The sequence below is a fragment of the Microbulbifer sp. genome (genome assembly GCF_036563125.1).
GTDB lineage: Bacteria > Pseudomonadota > Gammaproteobacteria > Pseudomonadales > Cellvibrionaceae > Microbulbifer.
In genome coordinates this window covers 37,725-54,434 of sequence record NZ_DATCMV010000135.1, presented here as the reverse complement: position 1 = coordinate 54,434, position 16,710 = coordinate 37,725, and the positions used below count along the sequence as shown (strand labels likewise).

Genomic DNA, 16,710 nt, shown 5'->3' with positions numbered 1-16,710 from the left:
GATCAATTCTTCTGGCGCTGTTTCAGAATCCGCTCTATTGCTTTGCTCGCCGCCACGAAGCCGAACGTGCCGGTTACCATGGTGGCAGCACCGAAACCGCCGCTGCAATCCAGTTTGACACCGTTCTGCATACCGCTTTTTTGCTGGCACACCTGGCCGTCCGGCTGCGGGTACACCATGGGTTCGGTGGAGTAGATCGCATCGATACCGAACTGACGCTTGCTGGACTTCTGGAAATTGTGGAAGCGATACAGGTGTTGTCGCACTTTCGCCAGCATCGGGTCGCTTACCGTGCGTCCGAGGTCGGTGCAGTCGATCGCAGCGGGGTTGGTTTTGCCTCCGGCGGAGCCCACAGTAATCAGGCGGATCTTTCGCGCCTTGCAGTAGGCGATCAGGGCGGCCTTGACCCGGGCGTTATCAAATGCATCCACCACCACATCAATGGGGGTATTTTCCGGGTTGAGCAGCTCGGCAAAATTGTCGCTGGCGATAAAGTCCTCGTGGGTGTGGACTTCAATTTCCGGGTTGATGGCCCGCAGCCGCTCTGCCATCACTTCCACCTTGATCTCACCGATGGTGTCCACCAGTGCATGGATCTGGCGATTGGTGTTGGTGATGCAGATATCGTCCAGGTCGATCAGCGTGATTTTGCCGATGCCGCTGCGCGCCAGTGCTTCCGCGGTCCAGCTGCCGACGCCGCCGATACCGATAACCACCACATGGGCCGCGTGCAGTGCCTCGAGTGCGGTTGTGCCGTAGAGTCGGGCGATGCCGCCAAACCGTTGCAGGTAGGAGTCACTGAGAGACATGGTTTATCCGGGCTGTTTTGCGGGAGATTTCACTGGAGAGCGTACCGGTAGATTTCGTCGTTGGATTCGAGCTGGCTCTACGGTCGCTTGGGCATGGTACGTGGAAGAGTAAGGTGCGGGGCACAGAGTGCGCCCCGCGGTAACCGGATCGCGCCTTAGTGCACGTGGCCGTGGTCGATCTCTGACGGCGTCGCTTCGCGCACGGAAACCACTTCGATGTCGAAGTGCAGTTCCACGCCGGCCAGCGGGTGGTTGCCGTTGATGGTGACCTGGTCGCCATCGATGTCGATGATTTCCACTTCGATCGGGTGACCTTCGGTGCTCTGGGCGCGGAACGCCATACCGACCTGCAGCTCTTCAACTCCGCCAAATGCGTCTTTCGGCAGGGTCTGGATCAGTTCCGGGTTCTGCGGGCCGTAGCCGTCTTCCGGCGCAACCACCACGGTGAATTTGTCGCCGGCGCTCTTATCCAGCATTTCCTTTTCCAGCCCGGAAATAATGTTGCCCACGCCCTGGAGGTATTTCAGCGGTTGGCCACCTTCGGAAGTGTCGATCACGGTACCTTCGGCGTCTTTCAGGGTGTAGTTGATCTCCACCACGCTGTGGTTAGCAATTTTCATTGGCAATCTCTTGTGTCTTGAGAGTGAGTTGTAGCGCTTACCGCTTACGGAAGGAAAGCAAACGGGGGTATAAGGCTGAATGAGCGTGCATTGTATTGGGCGGACCCGGCACTCGCAACTGAGCGGCGGCCTGCACCGCGGTTGCGCCTCGGGAAAGGAGTGTTGAAGTATAAAGGCAGAAGAGGCAGTGCCCCGGTTGCGGGGCTGTGCCGGAGGGGATGGGGTAGGTCAGCAGGCGATCGAGAGGGGTTCTTCACCGCGCCCCAGAAGTTCGCTGGTGGTGCGTACCAATTGGTCACATATTGCCGAGGAAAAGCCCAGCTCGAGGAACCGCGCCTCGAGATATTCGAGCATGGCTTCAAATAGCGCCGGGTTAAGGCCCCGGGCGAGGAAGCTGGCGCGCGCGCTGTAGGTAGGTTCCGGTTCCCCGGCCAGCGCATGGCCCAGAAACTGGGCCTGTCGGCTCTGTTGCTTGTGGTGATCTGCAGAATCTTCAGGCGCCATGTATTTGCCAATGGCCTGATAAAACTCGGCCACGGTCTGGTTGAGAAACTGGCGGCCGCCCAGGCGCGCAAGCAGCCCCTGCGGACAGCTTTGTGCCTTAGGCGCGGTAGTCACGGCCCCCCTGGGGAGGGGCGTTTGGATGGGCAATAACGTGGGCTCGGCGCTCGGCATTGGTGGATTCCCCCTGTGAGACGGTAATCAGTGTGTCGCGGCGGTGTCCGAATGGCCTCGGTTTGTCGATACGCTTTGCCGACACTCTCCCGGTAGATTTTTCCGCCGTTTTGCGGCTTCCGGAGAGGGGCTGGGACTGCCTGTCGCGATATGGGCGGCAAGATTACGGGATGGGGATACCCCTGCCAACGAAATGCCACGAAATTGTCACAGCCTTCCACGGGTTGTACTGCGAGGTTTAATTAGGTGCAAAACCCTGGCGTATATTGCCTCCGGCGGCGGTTTTTGACGGGCCTCTTTGCTTCTCGCTGGCTTCGGTCTAGCCCTAAAGGGTCACTAACGCACTGTGCGGGTGGCGCCGGTGAAAGTGGCACTGTTAGACTTCCCGGTCTCCAGTAATTTCTGCTGCGCAGGACGTAACTCCTGTCTCCAGCGAGCGCTGTTACGTTTGGTTCAATTTTTAGTCGCTTTCGGGCTGCTGTAGCAGTCTTTGGATAACAGAACGAGGCACAAGATGGCTAGTATTTTCACCCGAATCATCAACGGCGAACTGCCGGGGCACTTTGTGTGGCGTGATGACGTCGCCGTGGCGATCATGACCATTGCGCCGGTCAAGCCGGGCCACTGCCTGGTCATTCCGATTGCGGAAGTGGACCACTGGGACGACGTGCCCGCCGAGATCAGCGCGCACCTTTTGGATGTGGCCGGTAAGGTGGCCAAGGCACAGAAGAAGGTCTATTCGCCGAAGCGTGTGGGCGTAATGGTGGCGGGACTGGAAGTGCCCCACACCCACTACCACCTGGTGCCAATTGACGGAATTGCCGAACTGGATTTTGCCTTGCAGCAGCCTGCGGAGCCGGAAGTGCTGGCGGCGGAGGCGGCGAAACTGCGTGCAGCGCTAGTGGAGCTGGGCTACCGCGACAGCGCGGAGTGACAAGGGAAGGGCGGTGGGGTGTCCACGCGAGAAAATTTGCCCACCCCTGCATCCAGATGACTGGGTGGCTGCGTCTCAGTGGCAATCAACAGAAAACAGGTTACCGGCTCATGATTTCCAGAATGTCGATTTTTTCCGCTCTGCTGCTACTGGTGCTGGGTACCAGCGCAGTGCAGGCACAGGATTCCAGTAAAACCTTCCCGTTGGACAGCTTCTCTGCCATCGCGCTCAAAGGTAGTTCTGACCTCAAGGTAGTGCAGGGGAATACCTTTTCCGTAACGGCGCACGGCGAGGAAAAATATCTGCCCTATGCCCGTGCCGAAGTAGATGGGGACGGTAACCTGTCCCTGTGGGTGGAGGCCGACAGCAAGAGCCTGTTCGGTGTGGTTACCGTCAGCACCGAGCCGGAAATCGAGTTTCGTGTCACCCTGCCCGTGGTCAATGCCATTCGTGTGACCGGCTCCGGGGATGCCCAGGCGGACACCCTGGAGAGTGAGAAGCTCGAACTGCGTGTAACCGGTTCCGGTATGATCAAGGTGGATAAAGTGGCGGCGGAGGCGCTCAGCACTGGCGTTACTGGTTCCGGCGACCTGATTCTGGGCACGGTGCTGGCAGTGCACGGCTCCGCGGGGATCACCGGCTCTGGCGACATCCGCATGGACAACTTTATCGGCGAGGACTTCTCTGCCCAGATCAAGGGTTCAGGTGATATGGCTATCGGCGGCAAGGTGGCGAATCTGAATGTCACGGTGATGGGCAGTGGCGATTTCATGGGCAGGGGCCTGAGTGCTACCAATGCCGGCGGCGCGATCATGGGGTCTGGTGATATTGTGTTGAAGCGCCCGGCCAATGAGTCCTTCTCGGTGATGGGATCTGGCGACATTGCCCTGGTGGAGTGATTCGCTCTATTCCCCATAGCATCCCAAAGCGCGGCCACGGCCGCGCTTTTGCTTTGTGTGGGAACATATAGACTTCAAGGGTTGAAACGGTCATGCGGGCCTCCATCTCTGTGCTTTGGTGTTGCAGGTTCCGCGGCGTTACACGCGTGCAAAAGGAGTTTTCATGGGTTCTGCTGACGATCAGCCCGGGGGGGCAAAAGGCCGATTGCGCGCCTTCAAACGACAGTTTCGACAGTTGCGCAAAGAGGCCATGGAGAAGTCCCACTGGGCCGCAGAGCGGCTGCTCGACCGGCGTATCTGTATTGGCATCACCGGCCTCAGCGGTGCCGGAAAATCCACTCTGATTACCAGTCTCATCTACCAGCTCAGTCATCCCGACCGCGCGCAGTTACCCGGCTTTTCCCCCGCATTGAATGGGCGTTTGCAGGGGGCTGAACTGCACCCGGCGATGGACACGGGGCTGCCCCTGTTTGAATACGAGCAGTGCCTGAGGGCCCTGACCACCAACCCGCCGCGCTGGCCGGAATCCACCCGTGATCTTTCGGCTCTCGAGCTACACGTCCACCTCCAGGGGCGTCGCCTCGGGCGCAATTACCGGCAAAAAGTCATCCTCGAGTTCCGCGATTATCCCGGCGAGTGGCTGATGGACCTGCCGCTGTTGCGAATGGATTTCACCACCTGGTGCCGTCACCAGCGAGATCTGCTGGAACAGGAGCCGCGGGCCGGGTTGGCGCCGGCGCTGTTGTCACAGTTACATGGGCTTGCGCCGGATACCACTGCGGATACGCGACAGATCGACAGCCTGTGGCAGAACTACCGGCAGTTCCTGCGCGACTGCCGCAGCGCCCGCAAGCTCAGTTATCTGCAGCCGGGAAGGGCACTTCTCGACAACGAGGAGTACGGTTTTTTCCCCTTGCCCGGAATTGGCCACCGCAGCCAGGCTGACCTGGATGCACTGCCTGAGGACAGTGTGTACAAGGTGTTGGAAGCTCGCTATCGGCAATACGTGGAAGAGCGGGTGACACCATTTGTCGACAGCCACTTCCGTCATCTGGATCGCCAGCTGGTGCTGGTGGATCTGATCAGCACCCTGTTTGCCGGCGAAGAAGCACTCGAAGATATGCGCAAGGCTTTCGGGCAAATCGCCGATACCTTCAGTTACGGCAGCAATGGGCTGTTGCGCAAACTCTGGCGCCCGCGTATCGATCGTTTGGTGTTCGCGGCCACCAAGGTCGACCAGGTGCTGGCGGCGGATCACGACTCGCTACGCCAGCTGCTTGGCCAGCAGTTGCAGCAGGTTTTTTCCGGTGCCCGCCATCGCGGCCTGCCGCTGTTCTGTGAGGCTATTGCCGCGGTGCGCTGCTCCAACGAAAGTGTCCGTGACGGCCGCCGTTTGCTGGTGGGCCACGCCATGGATGGAAGTTATCTCGGGTTCGAAAATGCGGAAATCCTCGCGCACTTGCCACAGGATGGAGAGTGGCAGCACTACAAGGGTGGTTTGCCGCCGCAGCTGCGGCCGCCCATGGGAATTGGGCGCGAAGGTTACATGCCACATATCCGCATGGATGCACTGTTGAATCTGTTGCTGGGAGATAAGGTCTGATGGCTGGCTCAGGTAAAAACTTTTCCGGTGACGAAAATGCGAGCGCCAAACGCGGTGGAAGTGATGAGCCGTCTTTGGCGACCAGGCCGCGACGCCAGACCCGTATTGAAAACCTCGAAGCGGAAGAGCCCTCGACACGGGGACGCGCCAGTACCCGGGTGGAAGCCCTCGCGGATGAACCAGCGCCGTTGCCGCGTTCCATTACCACAGGCGAGTCGCTGCCGGACAAGATCTCGTTTTCCGAACTGCGCCTGCCGGTGTTTCGTTTACGGCTGTGGAAGCCTGCGCTGCTTGCGGCTCTGGCGCTCACATTTGGTGCGGTGTTCTGGGAGCTGCGGCAGTTTTTTTACTGGGCCGCAGACATGCACTGGACCCTAGGGTTGTTGGCCGGAGTAGTGATCGGCGCGCTGGTGCTCACCATGGTGAGTGCGGTGTGGGAGTATTTCCGCGCGGGCCGGCCGCTGCGCAAGCTGCAGAAAACCCAGGAGCTCGCGGCACAGGTGCGAGACAGTCGTGCCACAGACGCGGTCGAGCCGCTCAACCAGCAGCTGAGCGAACTGTTCGCTGGCAAGCCGCAGGGAGCGCTGCTCGCCCGGGTGCAGGACGAGATGCCGGACTACTATGACAACAGCGAACTGTTACGGCACCTTGAGCTGAATTTTTTTGAGGCGCTGGATCAGGAGGCGCTGCGGCGCATTGTCCGCCACGCCACAACCACCGGTGCGCTGGTGGGGTTAAGTCCCTTCACTACGCTGGATGTACTGGTCGCTCTGCGGCAATCGATGCGCATGATTGACGACGTCGCCCAGATATACGGAGTGCGACCGTCGGTGGTCGTACGCTGGCGATTGTTCAAGAAGGTGCTGGCGTTGATTGCCTACAGCGGTGCCAGTGAATATGCGGTAAGTGAGCTCTGGCCGGAACTGGTGGGCGACAGTATGTTGAGCACTGTGTCTGCACGACTGGGGCAGGGCATGGGTGCCAGCCTGTTTATGGCGAGAATTGGGCTTGCCGCCGTCCACAGCTGTCGCCCGATTCCCTTCTCCGAAAAGCAGCGCCCACGGCTGGGGGCGCTCACCAAGCGGATTGCTGTCAGTCTGAAAGAGCGATTGTTGGGGCGCGACCGCAATAATTGGCCCGACACAGCATCCACGATCGGCGACGCGGACAGGATTATTCAGGAAGGTGTTCAGGAGAGTACATCGCCACGCCGCACTCGCGATCAATAATGGCGATAGAAGACAAACTGGCGATAGGCCAATCGGTCTGCAGGGAATGGGTGTAGGAAAGCGTGGATGGAAAAAGGACCGCGAAGCCGGAGTACCCGGTTTGCGCGGTCCCATCAGGTGAGGTTATTGAGCGCTATTAGCGGAACTGCTTTTTCATCAGCATCCGGGTGTGGTGCTGGTCAACCAGTTTCGCCAGGGTATCAAAGCGGCTTTTTACGAACGGGCGAGGATTGTTGTTGCCTGCCGCATCGGGATATTCAACCCCTTCGCGAACCAGTTGCAGCTCTTTGGCCAGCGCGTCTATTGCTTCAAAAATGTCTTTGGTGTTTTTCTCATCGTAAAAAACACGACTGTCTGCGGTGTCTTTCAGGTAAGAGTCACACTCTCCCAGCCATTCCGCGCGTTGATTCAGAAAGTTGATGGTGTTGCGGATGCCGCCCTTGTACTCGGGTTTGAAGTTTTCATTGATGTATTTCCCCAGGCTACGCATACCTGAATCCACGAACTGTTCGACCACGCTTTCGCAATAGGCATTGTCGAGATATGCCGGGTGAGAGCTGGCCGCATTGGCTTTGACCGCCGTGAAAAAACAGGCAACCACTGTGGCGAACAGCGGTATCAGCTTGCGGGTGAGAGTGGAGTGAAAAAATGACAGTGTCTTGGTGGCGTCTGGCGTGTTCATTGTTGAATGCCCTACTGTTGTTTTAGCTATCAGGCTTGTTATTGTGATAAGCGTCACATGAATATCGAAACGCCAGTCTTATGTCAACGAGTTTTAAGTATGATTTGTCGCTTATGTGCCAATTGTGGACTAGTGCGCGTTTCCCTGTACTGATCAGGTGTGTTTAACCTGACAATAGTGTGGATCGGCAACCGTGTAGCAAGTACAGATGGCGGCATGAGTAGAGTGAAAGGAGTAAGTTTTGTCTGAGTTTGATTTTGACCTTTTTGTGATTGGTGCAGGTTCCGGTGGTGTACGCGCTGCCCGCATGGCTGCGGCTGCTGGAATGCGCGTGGCAGTGGCGGAAGACCGCTACATGGGCGGCACCTGTGTCAACGTGGGTTGTGTTCCGAAAAAACTGTTCGTTTACGCCAGTGCCTATCGGGAAGCGTTCGAAGATGCGGAAGCCTACGGTTGGGAAGGTCAAAAAGATGCGCGCTTCGTGTGGGCGACTCTGCGGGATAATAATGCGAAAGAGGTCACCCGCCTCAATGGCATATATCGCAATCTGCTTGCCAATGCCGGCGTACATATTATCGATGGCAGGGCGCGCCTGACCGGGCGACAACAGGTAAATGTGGGGGAAGACAGCTATACCGCAGAACGCATCCTGGTAGCCACAGGCGGCTGGCCGTTTGTGCCGGATTTTCCGGGTAGTGAATACGCCATCACCTCGAATGAAATTTTTTCCCTGGAGGTGTTCCCGCGCCGGATGCTGGTAGTTGGCGGTGGTTATATTGCCGTGGAGTTTGCGGGTATTTTCGCTGGCCTTGGCGCGGAAACCCACTTGTCATATCGCCGGGAATTGTTTTTGCGCGGTTTCGACAATGATGTGCGTACATTCGTCCGTGATGAAATGGTTAAAAAGGATGTCTGCCTCCATTTTAACCACCAGGTGCAGTCCATAGAAAAACTCGAAGGCGGAGCCCTGCGGGTGACCGGTAGCGACGGCGATGTTTTGGAGGTGGATGCGGTGCTCTACGCCACTGGACGCCACCCCAATACCCGGGGGTTGGGGCTCGACAAGTTGGGGGTGGTAGTCCACAAAGACGGCACTATTGGGGTGGACGACAATTTTCGCAGCAGCGTAACTTCCATTTACGCACTGGGGGATGTCACCGGCGGCCCGGAGCTCACCCCGGTTGCGCTTGCGGAGGCCATGGCACTGGTCAAGCACTGGCAGAGCGGGAAAACGGCGGAAATCGATTACAACAACATTCCGACGGCGGTGTTCTGTCAGCCAAATATCGGCACCGTGGGGCTGACCGAGGAGGAGGCTCGTCAGGCGGGCATCTCGGTTGTCATTTATAAATCAGACTTCCGCGCCATGCGTCACTCGGTGAGTGGGCGAGACGAGCGTACGTTGATGAAGCTGATTGTCGACAAGGAAAGCGACAGGGTGATTGGCGTGCATATGGTGGGGGCTGATGCGGGTGAAATCATTCAGGGCATGGCTGTGGCAATGAAAGCCGGCGCAACCAAGGCAGTATTCGATCAGACCATCGGCATCCATCCTACTGCTGCAGAGGAGTTTGTCACTATGCGAACGGCAGTGCCGGAGTAATATCGGTTGGGGGGCGCCGAGTTTTCAGCGCATGTCGGATATATATAAAAGCTGTGCCGGAAACCAATCCGGCACAGCTTTTTCATTTTTTACGCTCCTTGCCCATGTCGGGCAGTGAGTGAATGCCGGCGCTTCTTCTTCCTCAGCGACAGGCTGCTTGGCGGCTGCCCTTTAGCCCGTCTCCATCAGTTAGAGGCGCAACAGGTAAATTTTTAGTTCCCCCTCGGGTTGCCATATTCGGTTGGTCACGATACCGCGATTGGCGGCAAAATTAGTCGGTCTCGATATCTGGCGCCGATACCGATATCTGGTGTCGGCGGGTTTTACGGCGGTCTCCGCGTTCTTTCAGGCAGCGCTCCGCGGAGTCAAAGGCACCATTGACCGCGCGATGAATAGAATCGCTTTCGTTGGTAATGGTGACGGGGTTACCGCTCAGGGCAAGCTCAACGGAAGCTCGGTACTGCTTTCCTTTGTGCTTGTGATGATGGGGGGCTTCAAGGACCACACGGCTTCGTATGATGTCGCCACAATAACGTTCCAGCTTGTGCAGTTTTTTGGATACGGTGTCTGCCAGGGCGGCTGACTTGTCGATATCGCGGAACACAATGTTATCGTAAGGCGCTGATTTCATGGGCACATACCTCCGGTTATAAAGGACCTATGCAGGCCGCATACGCGGTTTGCTGAAAGAAGGTAGGGCGCCCTGTAGGGAGTCTGTTCAGCGTGAAAATCGGGTCACCGGAGATCGCAGTTCGATTGTTGCCAGGTTGGCAACCTAGGGTGTTTTGCGCTCGGGCCGGTTTTCATGCCGGATCAGGATTATCTCCCTGTAGGTCATAATGCGATTCTCAGAAAAAAAATCAAGCTCTCGAATCAATAAAATGTCACAAATATTTGTTAGTCCGCAGGAACTTTTTCAGTCACCTGAAAAGTCGTGATTTGCGGCACAAGTCACTGCGTGTCAAGCAATCCCGTTGGCACGGTCATTGCTGCGTATATTTGTCTGGGGTACATTGTCACGCCTCGTATGGGGCATTTAGTGTGCCGGTTTTGCAGGGTGTTATCCGCTTCCCGATGCAAGTCCGGACACTTTCCGCGATAAGCGCACGCGCGCCTCTGCGTATCCTGAAGTAAAAATTCAAACAACGGACTTTTGACTATGGCGGTAAACCGTGGTTGCTCGCTGATTTTTGCGGGCTTTGTGGGGGTAATGGGATGGTGCGCAACGGTGCAGGGGGAGTCTTCACTGACCGTTGAGCAAAACAAACTTGCACGCATGGAGCAATCTCTGGAAAACCGGCTGGTAGAGCTGGAAGATGTAGAGAATGAAATGCTCGGCTACGACTACAAGTTGAAGCGTGCGCAGGAGTCCCTGGGTCAGGCCCGTACGCATTACGAACAAACGTTGAAAGAGCTCAAGGCGGCGGAGCGTGAGCACAAGCAGACCCCCAGCACTGATACCGAGCGCGCCCTCAACAAGGCGCGCCATGCGCACTCCATGGCGGAGCGTGGCGTCGACAGTCGCAACCGCAGGGTAGAGTTCATCCAAACCACCTTTGGTGATCTCGAAACGCGTATGAAGTCTTCGCAGGCATCTGTTGCGGACAACAAAGTGCGCCTGGCCCAGCAGCAGGCGCTCGTCGACAAGCTGGTGAAGGCCATGCTGGTGCAGGCGGAGAACCAGAGTAGGGCGCAAGCGAAAGCGGCGAGCGAGCGCAAGGCCGTCGAGCCGGCAGTGCCGGTGGGCAAGCCGGAAATTGCCGCACCCAGCGTGGCGTCGCTGACACCGGCAGCGCCGCAGCTGGAATCGCCAGAGCCCACCCCGATGGTCGCCGAGCCGCAGGCGCCGGCAGTCGTGCAGCGTGAGATAGACCCCGAGTTGCTTGCCTTTGCGCGCAGTGAGCAGGAGCGGCTCGAAAAGGTTTTAAGTGAGCTTGAAGATGAAGACGACAGTGGCAGGCAGACCTTCCGCAACCTGTCTCTGCGCCCGTCTGGTGGCGAGGCCATTGATTTCGAGTTCCTGGGACGAAATCAGTACCGCCTGGTAGCACCGGTGAGTGCCGGTCGCCAGACATATAAAATCAACTCCTGGCGGTTCCGCCGCACCATCCCTGCAGAAGATGAGGGGGTGCGCTACGTGTTTATTTTTGATGCGCGCAGGCTGTCCCGTCCGCGGCTGGTGATGTACCCGGAGTACGTTTTGTCGCAGCTCGACTAACCAGTCGAAATTTACTGTAGAACAAGCCCCCAAAAAAGCCCGCTTTGCGGGCTTTTTTGTTTGTGCCGGTTTTTGTGCCTGTGGGCTCCAGTTACTCCTGTGGCTGACCCTCGAGGTGTAGTGATAGCAGCGGACGGTACTGGCTACCGCCGGGAGCGAGCAGGCTATGGTACAGGGTGAGATTGTCCAGCCTGCAAGTGAAGGCGGTGGCGAGAGGTTGCGGTAGCGTAAAACCGGACCGGCTTCTCGCCAGTGTGAAGTGTGGGCGAAAGGTCTTGCGCTCGGGCTGCTTGCCGATTGCTCGCATCAGGGTGCAGCACTGTTGCTGCAACTCGGTGAGTTGCGGGTTGGGCAGCAGCTCTGCCGCCAGTAGTTTTGCGCGAATTTTAGGGAAGGGGTGAGTGCTGACAATCTCCCCGTGGCAGGGGGGCGCGACAGAGGCGATTTGCCGCAGGCAATGTTCAATCGTGTGCAGGTGTTCGGCGTTTGTTTCGCCGAGAAAGGCCAGGGTGAGATGGCGATTGGCGCTGCTGACCCAACGGGAGCTGCGCGGTAAACCCTGTCGTTCGAGATGCTCGCACGTGGCGTCTAGAAACCGCTGCGTAGCACGGTCCGGTGCTATTCCAATAAACAGGCGCAACGGCTGGTCATTGCCTGAGGGAATCACGTCCGTGATTTTATTGGTTTTAAAAATTTGCATCTTTTTTGTTTGGCACCCTTGAAGCCGGGGAGGATGGCCGCATATCTGAGATTAAGGGCGGCAGGCTCGACAGAGGTGCCTCCCGGGATGTCCGCTACTTCGTGAATACTTGTGAGTATTGTTAGCGATACGCGGATTTGATTGTCTGGTATCAGTGGTACAGACGTTTTTCACAGCTTACATGAATGATCCAATTGATGGGTCCATGAATAGCTACAAATATTGCTCTGAATTGAGGATATGATAATGCGTAATTTAGATCTCTCCCCGCTTTACCGTTCTGCCATCGGCTTTGATCGTCTGGCTTCAGTGCTGGATTCCATGTCGGCTTCCGAGCAGAACCAACCAGCGTATCCCCCCTACAACATCGAGCTGACCGGGGAAAACGCATACCGAATTTCCATGGCCGTTGCGGGCTTCGATCAGTCTGAGCTGGATATCCATATGGAACAGAATCGATTGATCGTCAGTGGCAAAAAAGCCGCGGAAGAGAGTGGTCGCAATTTCCTACACCGCGGAATTGCCGCGCGCAATTTTGAACGTCGTTTCCAGATCGCCGATCACGTTAGAGTGACCGGAGCGCAGCTGGCTAACGGGCTGTTGCATATTGACCTGGTACGGGAAATTCCCGAGGCGATGAAGCCGCGCAAGATTGAGATTTCCAGTGGCAATTTGCTGCAGTCGGAAAAGGCCGCGAATGTGGATGTTTCGGAAACATCTACCCGGGGAAGTTCTCAGAGTGAACAAGCCGCCTGAATGTGAGCGGCTCTCCCCTGAATGGCGGCGGATCTGAATCCGCCGTCCCTTCCTGTCCACTGTGCCGCCATCCGGCGGCACACTTCTATCATCGCGACAAGCTTCGGGCGTATTACCAGTGCGCGGAATGCGCGCTGGTTTTCGTTCCGCCGGAATTTCATCTCTCCCCCAGCGCCGAAAAAGCCTATTACGATCTCCACGAAAACAGCATGAATGACGAGGGGTACCAGCGCTTTCTGAATCGCTGTGCCGAACCATTGCTGGAGAGGCTTCCACCGGCGGCCAGTGGCCTGGATTTTGGCTGTGGACCTGCGCCATTACTGGCGCGCCTGCTGGAGCAGGCGGGCCATGCCATGGCGACCTACGATCTGTATTACCAGCCGGATTCCACGGTGCTGCATAGCCAGTTTGATTTTATTGTCAGTACCGAAGTAGTTGAGCATCTGGCGGATCCACTACGAGTGTTGCAGATGTTGTGGCACCGCATTGAACCGGGCGGTCTGCTGGCATTGATGACCAAGCTGGTGGCCAGTCCCGAACGGTTTGCGAACTGGCACTATATCCGCGACCCCACGCACATTGTTTTTTTCAGTGAGCAAACATTTCAATGGCTGGCGCAGTATCTTCAGGCAGAGTTGGAGATCTGTGCGCCGGATGTGATTTTCCTGAAAAAGCAGTGATTTTCCCGCTTGAGCAAAGATGGGTCAGGTGTTGACGCGGAACAGCTTGGCGCGCACGGTGGTGCGATACTCGCTGGGTGTGGTCGAAAGGAATTTTTTGAACAGCGCGGTGAAGTGCCCCATATCCTGATAGCCGACCTTTTCCGCGATTTCATTGACGGAAAGATTGGTGGACTGGAGCAGTTCCCGCGCCATATCCACGCGGACATTCTGCAGGTATTGCAGTGGCGTCTGCCCGGTGGCGAGTTTGAAGCGGCGGTTGAAAGAGCGCACGCTCATATCGAAAAATTTAGCCACCTCGCTCAGTTTTACATCTTCGCTGCAGTGCTGTTTCAGCCAGGTCTGCGCCTGCACGATATCCTCATCCGGGTGCAAGTGTACTGCGCCCTCGGAATAGGCAATTTCTTCGAACGGGCGGCGGATTTCGTGGGAAAAATTGCGCTCCACGTGGCTGGCAATGGCGGGGCCGTAGAGCTGCCGAATCAGATGCACGGTTACATCCGCCAGCGCGTTGACACTGGCAGCACAGAACAACTTGTCGGCCTGGGTGATGAAGTATTGCCGCTTGAGCCTGACGTCGGGGTAGTTCGCGGCGAACTGTTCAAAATAATGCCAGTGGGTTGTGGCGGGTTTGCCATCCAGCAGTCCGGCTTCCGCGAGAAAGCACACGCCGGTGCCCACGGCACTGATCGCCGCACCGCGCGCTGCCTGCTGTTTCAGCCAGTCCAGCAAAGCACCGCTACGTCGCAGGGCGGGGCGAGGGTTTCGCCACAGTGCCGGCAGGTAAATGATGTCGCTGTCTGGCGCATCGACCAATGCCACATCTGGCGTCAGCTGGAATCCGGAGCTCGTCTGGACCGGTTTGCCGTCGATACTGGCTGTGACCAGCTTTAGCGGATTTTTTTCGCCCTCTGCTCGCGCGCGGCTGTCGGCTCCCCGCAACATTTCCAGCGGCAACATGGTGCCGGTGGAAAGCATTTGATCGACGAGCATGAATGTGACAGTTGGCATGGGTAACTCTCTGGGAAGGGGCATCCGTTGTGCGGTCAACGGCGGCGCGCTTTTGGCGGCGCCTGTGGGGATTGGCCAGATGCTCAAATTTGCTGGCCAGTATGCCCATAACTAGGCCGAATCGCCAGCACCTAAACTGGCCCACCATCGAATCTGCTGGGGCAGTTTCGACTCGTTTGTTCGAATCAGGCAGGAGGTCAGGATGCAGCGCCTACCCGTAATCACCGCATTTGGGGGCTTTAACCCCGCTGGTCGCAGTTCATTTCACCGTGGCTACAAGCGTATGGTGCTGGACCGTCTTGGCGCAGCGGAGCGCACCGACATATTGTCTGATCTCGCCGCCCTGATGGGGCTGCGCACCGGCGAGGCTGCCAGTGGCCCGCTGAGCGCCGAGCTTGAGCAGCGGGTGCTTCAGGGCACTCTGGTGCGAGAGCTGGAGTCGCGTTACTACGATTATCGCCAGTGTCACTTTCACCAGCCAGCGGAGTTGCGCAGCGAAGGTGGATTCACCTTTGATATGTCTGCCCGCCAGCTGCCATCGCCGCTGCCGGAAGGGTGGAGTGTAGAGCCCCTGGACAACGGTCGGGTACGAATTCGCACGGCGGAGCTTTCCGTCATGCTCGACAGCTACCGCGAAATCTCGGTTGCGTCCGCCGGGCAGTTGCCCACCGGATTTGAGCCGGGGGACCAGTATAATTCCCGCTTCCACCCGCGCGGTCTGCAGCTCGCGATTCTCGGCGCCTCTGACGCCATTCAGTCATTGGGGATCGATTGGGATCTGGTGGCCGCAAAGGCGGGTCCGGACAAAATTTCTGTCTATGCCAGTTCCGCAATGAGCCAGTTGGATCCCAATGGCAATGGCGGCTTACTGCAATCGCGTCTGCGCGGAGGGCGTGTAAGCTCAAAGCAGTTGGCACTGGGTTTGACCAGCATGCCCGCGGACTTCGTCAATGCCTATGTGCTCGGCAGTGTCGGTACCACCGGTGCGGTGGCCGGCGCTTGCGCAACCTATCTCTATAATCTGCGCGCCGCAGTGGAGGATATTCGCTGTGGTCGTGCTCGGGTCGCGGTGGTTGGCGCTGCGGAAGCGCCACTGGTACCGGAAGTCGTGGATGGCTACGCAACCATGGGTGCGCTCGCCAACCTGGAGGGGCTGCGCAAAATCTTTGGTGATGAAATTGATTTTCGCCGTGCCAGCCGGCCCTTCGGTGACAACTGCGGTTTTACCCTTGGGGAAGGCAGCCAGTGGGCGGTGTTGATGGATGACGAACTGGCGCTGGAGCTGGGAGCGCCCATTCACGGTGCGGTAGCCAACGTTTTCGTCAACGCCGATGGTCCCAAAAAATCCATTTCCGCGCCAGGCCCAGGTAATTACCTGACTGTTGCGCGCGCCATGTCGGAAGTGCGTGCGATTCTTGGTGAAGAGAGTCTGCGCCAGCGCAGCTTCGTACAGGCACACGGTTCCAGTACACCGCAGAACCGGGTAACGGAATCCGCGATTTTTGATCGCCTCGCCGGTGCATTCGGCATCCAAGACTGGCCGGTATGCGCGGTGAAGGCATTTGTCGGACACACCGTTGCCGCTGCCAGTGGTGATCAGCTGATCTCCAGTCTGGGTATTTTCGACCGCGGCATTCTCCCGGGTATCACCACCATCGATCGGGTAGCGGATGATGTTTATCACCAGCACCTGTCCCTCTCCCTCGCGCACGTGGAGCGGGATCCGGCATCTCTTGATGTGGCGTTCCTCAACTCCAAGGGCTTCGGTGGTAACAATGCCACCGCGAGTGTTCTTGCGCCGCATATTGCGCAAAAAATGCTGGCTAAACGGCATGGGGACCGCGCACTCACGGAGTATCGCAAGCGCAACGAAGCGGTTGTTGAGCGTGCGGCAGCCTATGACGCCCGTGCCAGTCGCGGCGATTTGGATGCGATTTATCGTTTCGGTGAAGGTCTGATCGATGAGGAGGGTATCGCCCTGGACGGTCATTCCATGAAGTTGCCCGGTATTCCGGGTGAAGTATCCCTGCCGATGGAAAATCCTTTCGCGGATATGGTCTGAATCCGCCAAGCCAGATATGTATTGAGCCCGCCGTTTTGGTGGGTTCAATACATTTTCTGGCACGCCTTTCGGAGCTCGCTCCAATTTTCGACACTCGTTCGACCAAAAGCGTGCTGGTTCTTCTTGCGACGATTCGGTCATATTTTGAACTAAATGTCCCGTTCACCACAATTCACGCACTAATCAGGACAGTGGATATGGCGGAAATGGTATTCAAACGGACGTTTGA

General features: G+C 57.5%; 16 protein-coding genes. 9 read left to right on the top strand and 7 right to left on the bottom strand.

What is annotated here, in order from left to right:
• Positions 1 to 2 precede the first annotated feature (2 nt).
• From tcdA to VIL80_RS11335, 3 genes are all read right to left on the bottom strand, one after another.
• Positions 3 to 809, bottom strand: coding sequence for a tRNA cyclic N6-threonylcarbamoyladenosine(37) synthase TcdA (gene tcdA, locus VIL80_RS11345; RefSeq protein ID WP_332036222.1), 807 nt, complete (start codon positions 807 to 809; stop codon positions 3 to 5).
• 155 nt (positions 810 to 964) lie between these two features.
• The gene (locus tag VIL80_RS11340; RefSeq protein ID WP_318953828.1) at positions 965 to 1,429 is read right to left on the bottom strand and encodes an FKBP-type peptidyl-prolyl cis-trans isomerase; all 465 of its coding nucleotides are present in this window, start codon (positions 1,427 to 1,429) and stop codon (positions 965 to 967) included.
• A gap of 228 nt (positions 1,430 to 1,657) precedes the next feature.
• Positions 1,658 to 2,047, bottom strand: coding sequence for a hypothetical protein (locus VIL80_RS11335; RefSeq protein WP_332036221.1), 390 nt, complete (start codon positions 2,045 to 2,047; stop codon positions 1,658 to 1,660).
• A 571-nt stretch (positions 2,048 to 2,618) separates the two neighbouring features.
• Here VIL80_RS11335 and VIL80_RS11330 point away from each other — a divergent pair.
• From VIL80_RS11330 to VIL80_RS11315, 4 genes are all read left to right on the top strand, one after another.
• Positions 2,619 to 3,038 carry an HIT family protein gene (locus tag VIL80_RS11330; protein ID WP_332036220.1) on the top strand — a complete coding sequence of 140 codons (420 nt, stop codon included), beginning with the start codon at positions 2,619 to 2,621 and terminating at the stop codon, positions 3,036 to 3,038.
• Between the two features lie 122 nt (positions 3,039 to 3,160).
• Complete coding sequence (locus VIL80_RS11325; RefSeq protein ID WP_332036219.1) at positions 3,161 to 3,937, top strand: GIN domain-containing protein; 777 nt, start codon at positions 3,161 to 3,163, stop codon at positions 3,935 to 3,937.
• A 163-nt stretch (positions 3,938 to 4,100) separates the two neighbouring features.
• Positions 4,101 to 5,540, top strand: a complete 1,440-nt coding sequence (locus VIL80_RS11320) for a YcjX family protein (RefSeq protein ID WP_332036218.1) — start codon at positions 4,101 to 4,103, stop codon at positions 5,538 to 5,540.
• Positions 5,540 to 6,769, top strand: coding sequence for a TIGR01620 family protein (locus tag VIL80_RS11315; protein ID WP_332036217.1), 1,230 nt, complete (start codon positions 5,540 to 5,542; stop codon positions 6,767 to 6,769). Before VIL80_RS11320 ends, VIL80_RS11315 begins: the two co-directional genes overlap by 1 nt.
• Before the next feature lie 136 nt (positions 6,770 to 6,905).
• Here the strand turns inward: VIL80_RS11315 and VIL80_RS11310 are convergent, their stop codons facing one another.
• Complete coding sequence (locus tag VIL80_RS11310; protein ID WP_332036216.1) at positions 6,906 to 7,451, bottom strand: hypothetical protein; 546 nt, start codon at positions 7,449 to 7,451, stop codon at positions 6,906 to 6,908.
• Between the two features lie 241 nt (positions 7,452 to 7,692).
• On the opposite strand from VIL80_RS11310, the gene gorA reads away from it, so the two are divergent.
• Positions 7,693 to 9,054 carry a glutathione-disulfide reductase gene (gene gorA / locus VIL80_RS11305; RefSeq protein WP_332036215.1) on the top strand — a complete coding sequence of 454 codons (1,362 nt, stop codon included), beginning with the start codon at positions 7,693 to 7,695 and terminating at the stop codon, positions 9,052 to 9,054.
• A 271-nt stretch (positions 9,055 to 9,325) separates the two neighbouring features.
• Here the strand turns inward: gorA and VIL80_RS11300 are convergent, their stop codons facing one another.
• Complete coding sequence (locus VIL80_RS11300; RefSeq protein ID WP_332036214.1) at positions 9,326 to 9,685, bottom strand: HPF/RaiA family ribosome-associated protein; 360 nt, start codon at positions 9,683 to 9,685, stop codon at positions 9,326 to 9,328.
• Positions 9,686 to 10,213: 528 nt separating this feature from the next.
• Here VIL80_RS11300 and VIL80_RS11295 point away from each other — a divergent pair.
• A complete protein-coding gene (locus VIL80_RS11295; RefSeq protein ID WP_332036213.1) occupies positions 10,214 to 11,272 on the top strand; it encodes a superantigen-like protein SSL4 in 1,059 nt (352 codons plus the stop codon).
• Between the two features lie 91 nt (positions 11,273 to 11,363).
• Here the strand turns inward: VIL80_RS11295 and thpR are convergent, their stop codons facing one another.
• Positions 11,364 to 11,972 carry an RNA 2',3'-cyclic phosphodiesterase gene (gene thpR / locus VIL80_RS11290; RefSeq protein WP_332036212.1) on the bottom strand — a complete coding sequence of 203 codons (609 nt, stop codon included), beginning with the start codon at positions 11,970 to 11,972 and terminating at the stop codon, positions 11,364 to 11,366.
• 246 nt (positions 11,973 to 12,218) lie between these two features.
• Between thpR and VIL80_RS11285 the strand changes: the two genes are divergently transcribed.
• Positions 12,219 to 12,728: an Hsp20 family protein gene (locus tag VIL80_RS11285; RefSeq protein ID WP_332036211.1), complete on the top strand. Its 510-nt coding sequence runs from the start codon at positions 12,219 to 12,221 to the stop codon at positions 12,726 to 12,728.
• Between the two features lie 2 nt (positions 12,729 to 12,730).
• On the top strand, positions 12,731 to 13,408 hold the full coding sequence (locus VIL80_RS11280; RefSeq protein WP_332036210.1) for a class I SAM-dependent methyltransferase: 678 nt from the start codon (positions 12,731 to 12,733) through the stop codon (positions 13,406 to 13,408).
• 24 nt (positions 13,409 to 13,432) lie between these two features.
• On the opposite strand, the gene VIL80_RS11275 is transcribed toward VIL80_RS11280, so the two are convergent.
• Positions 13,433 to 14,419 carry a GlxA family transcriptional regulator gene (locus tag VIL80_RS11275; protein WP_332036209.1) on the bottom strand — a complete coding sequence of 329 codons (987 nt, stop codon included), beginning with the start codon at positions 14,417 to 14,419 and terminating at the stop codon, positions 13,433 to 13,435.
• Between the two features lie 202 nt (positions 14,420 to 14,621).
• Here VIL80_RS11275 and VIL80_RS11270 point away from each other — a divergent pair, with 202 nt between their 5' ends.
• A complete protein-coding gene (locus VIL80_RS11270) occupies positions 14,622 to 16,481 on the top strand; it encodes a beta-ketoacyl synthase (RefSeq protein WP_332036208.1) in 1,860 nt (619 codons plus the stop codon).
• Positions 16,482 to 16,710: the final 229 nt, after the last annotated feature.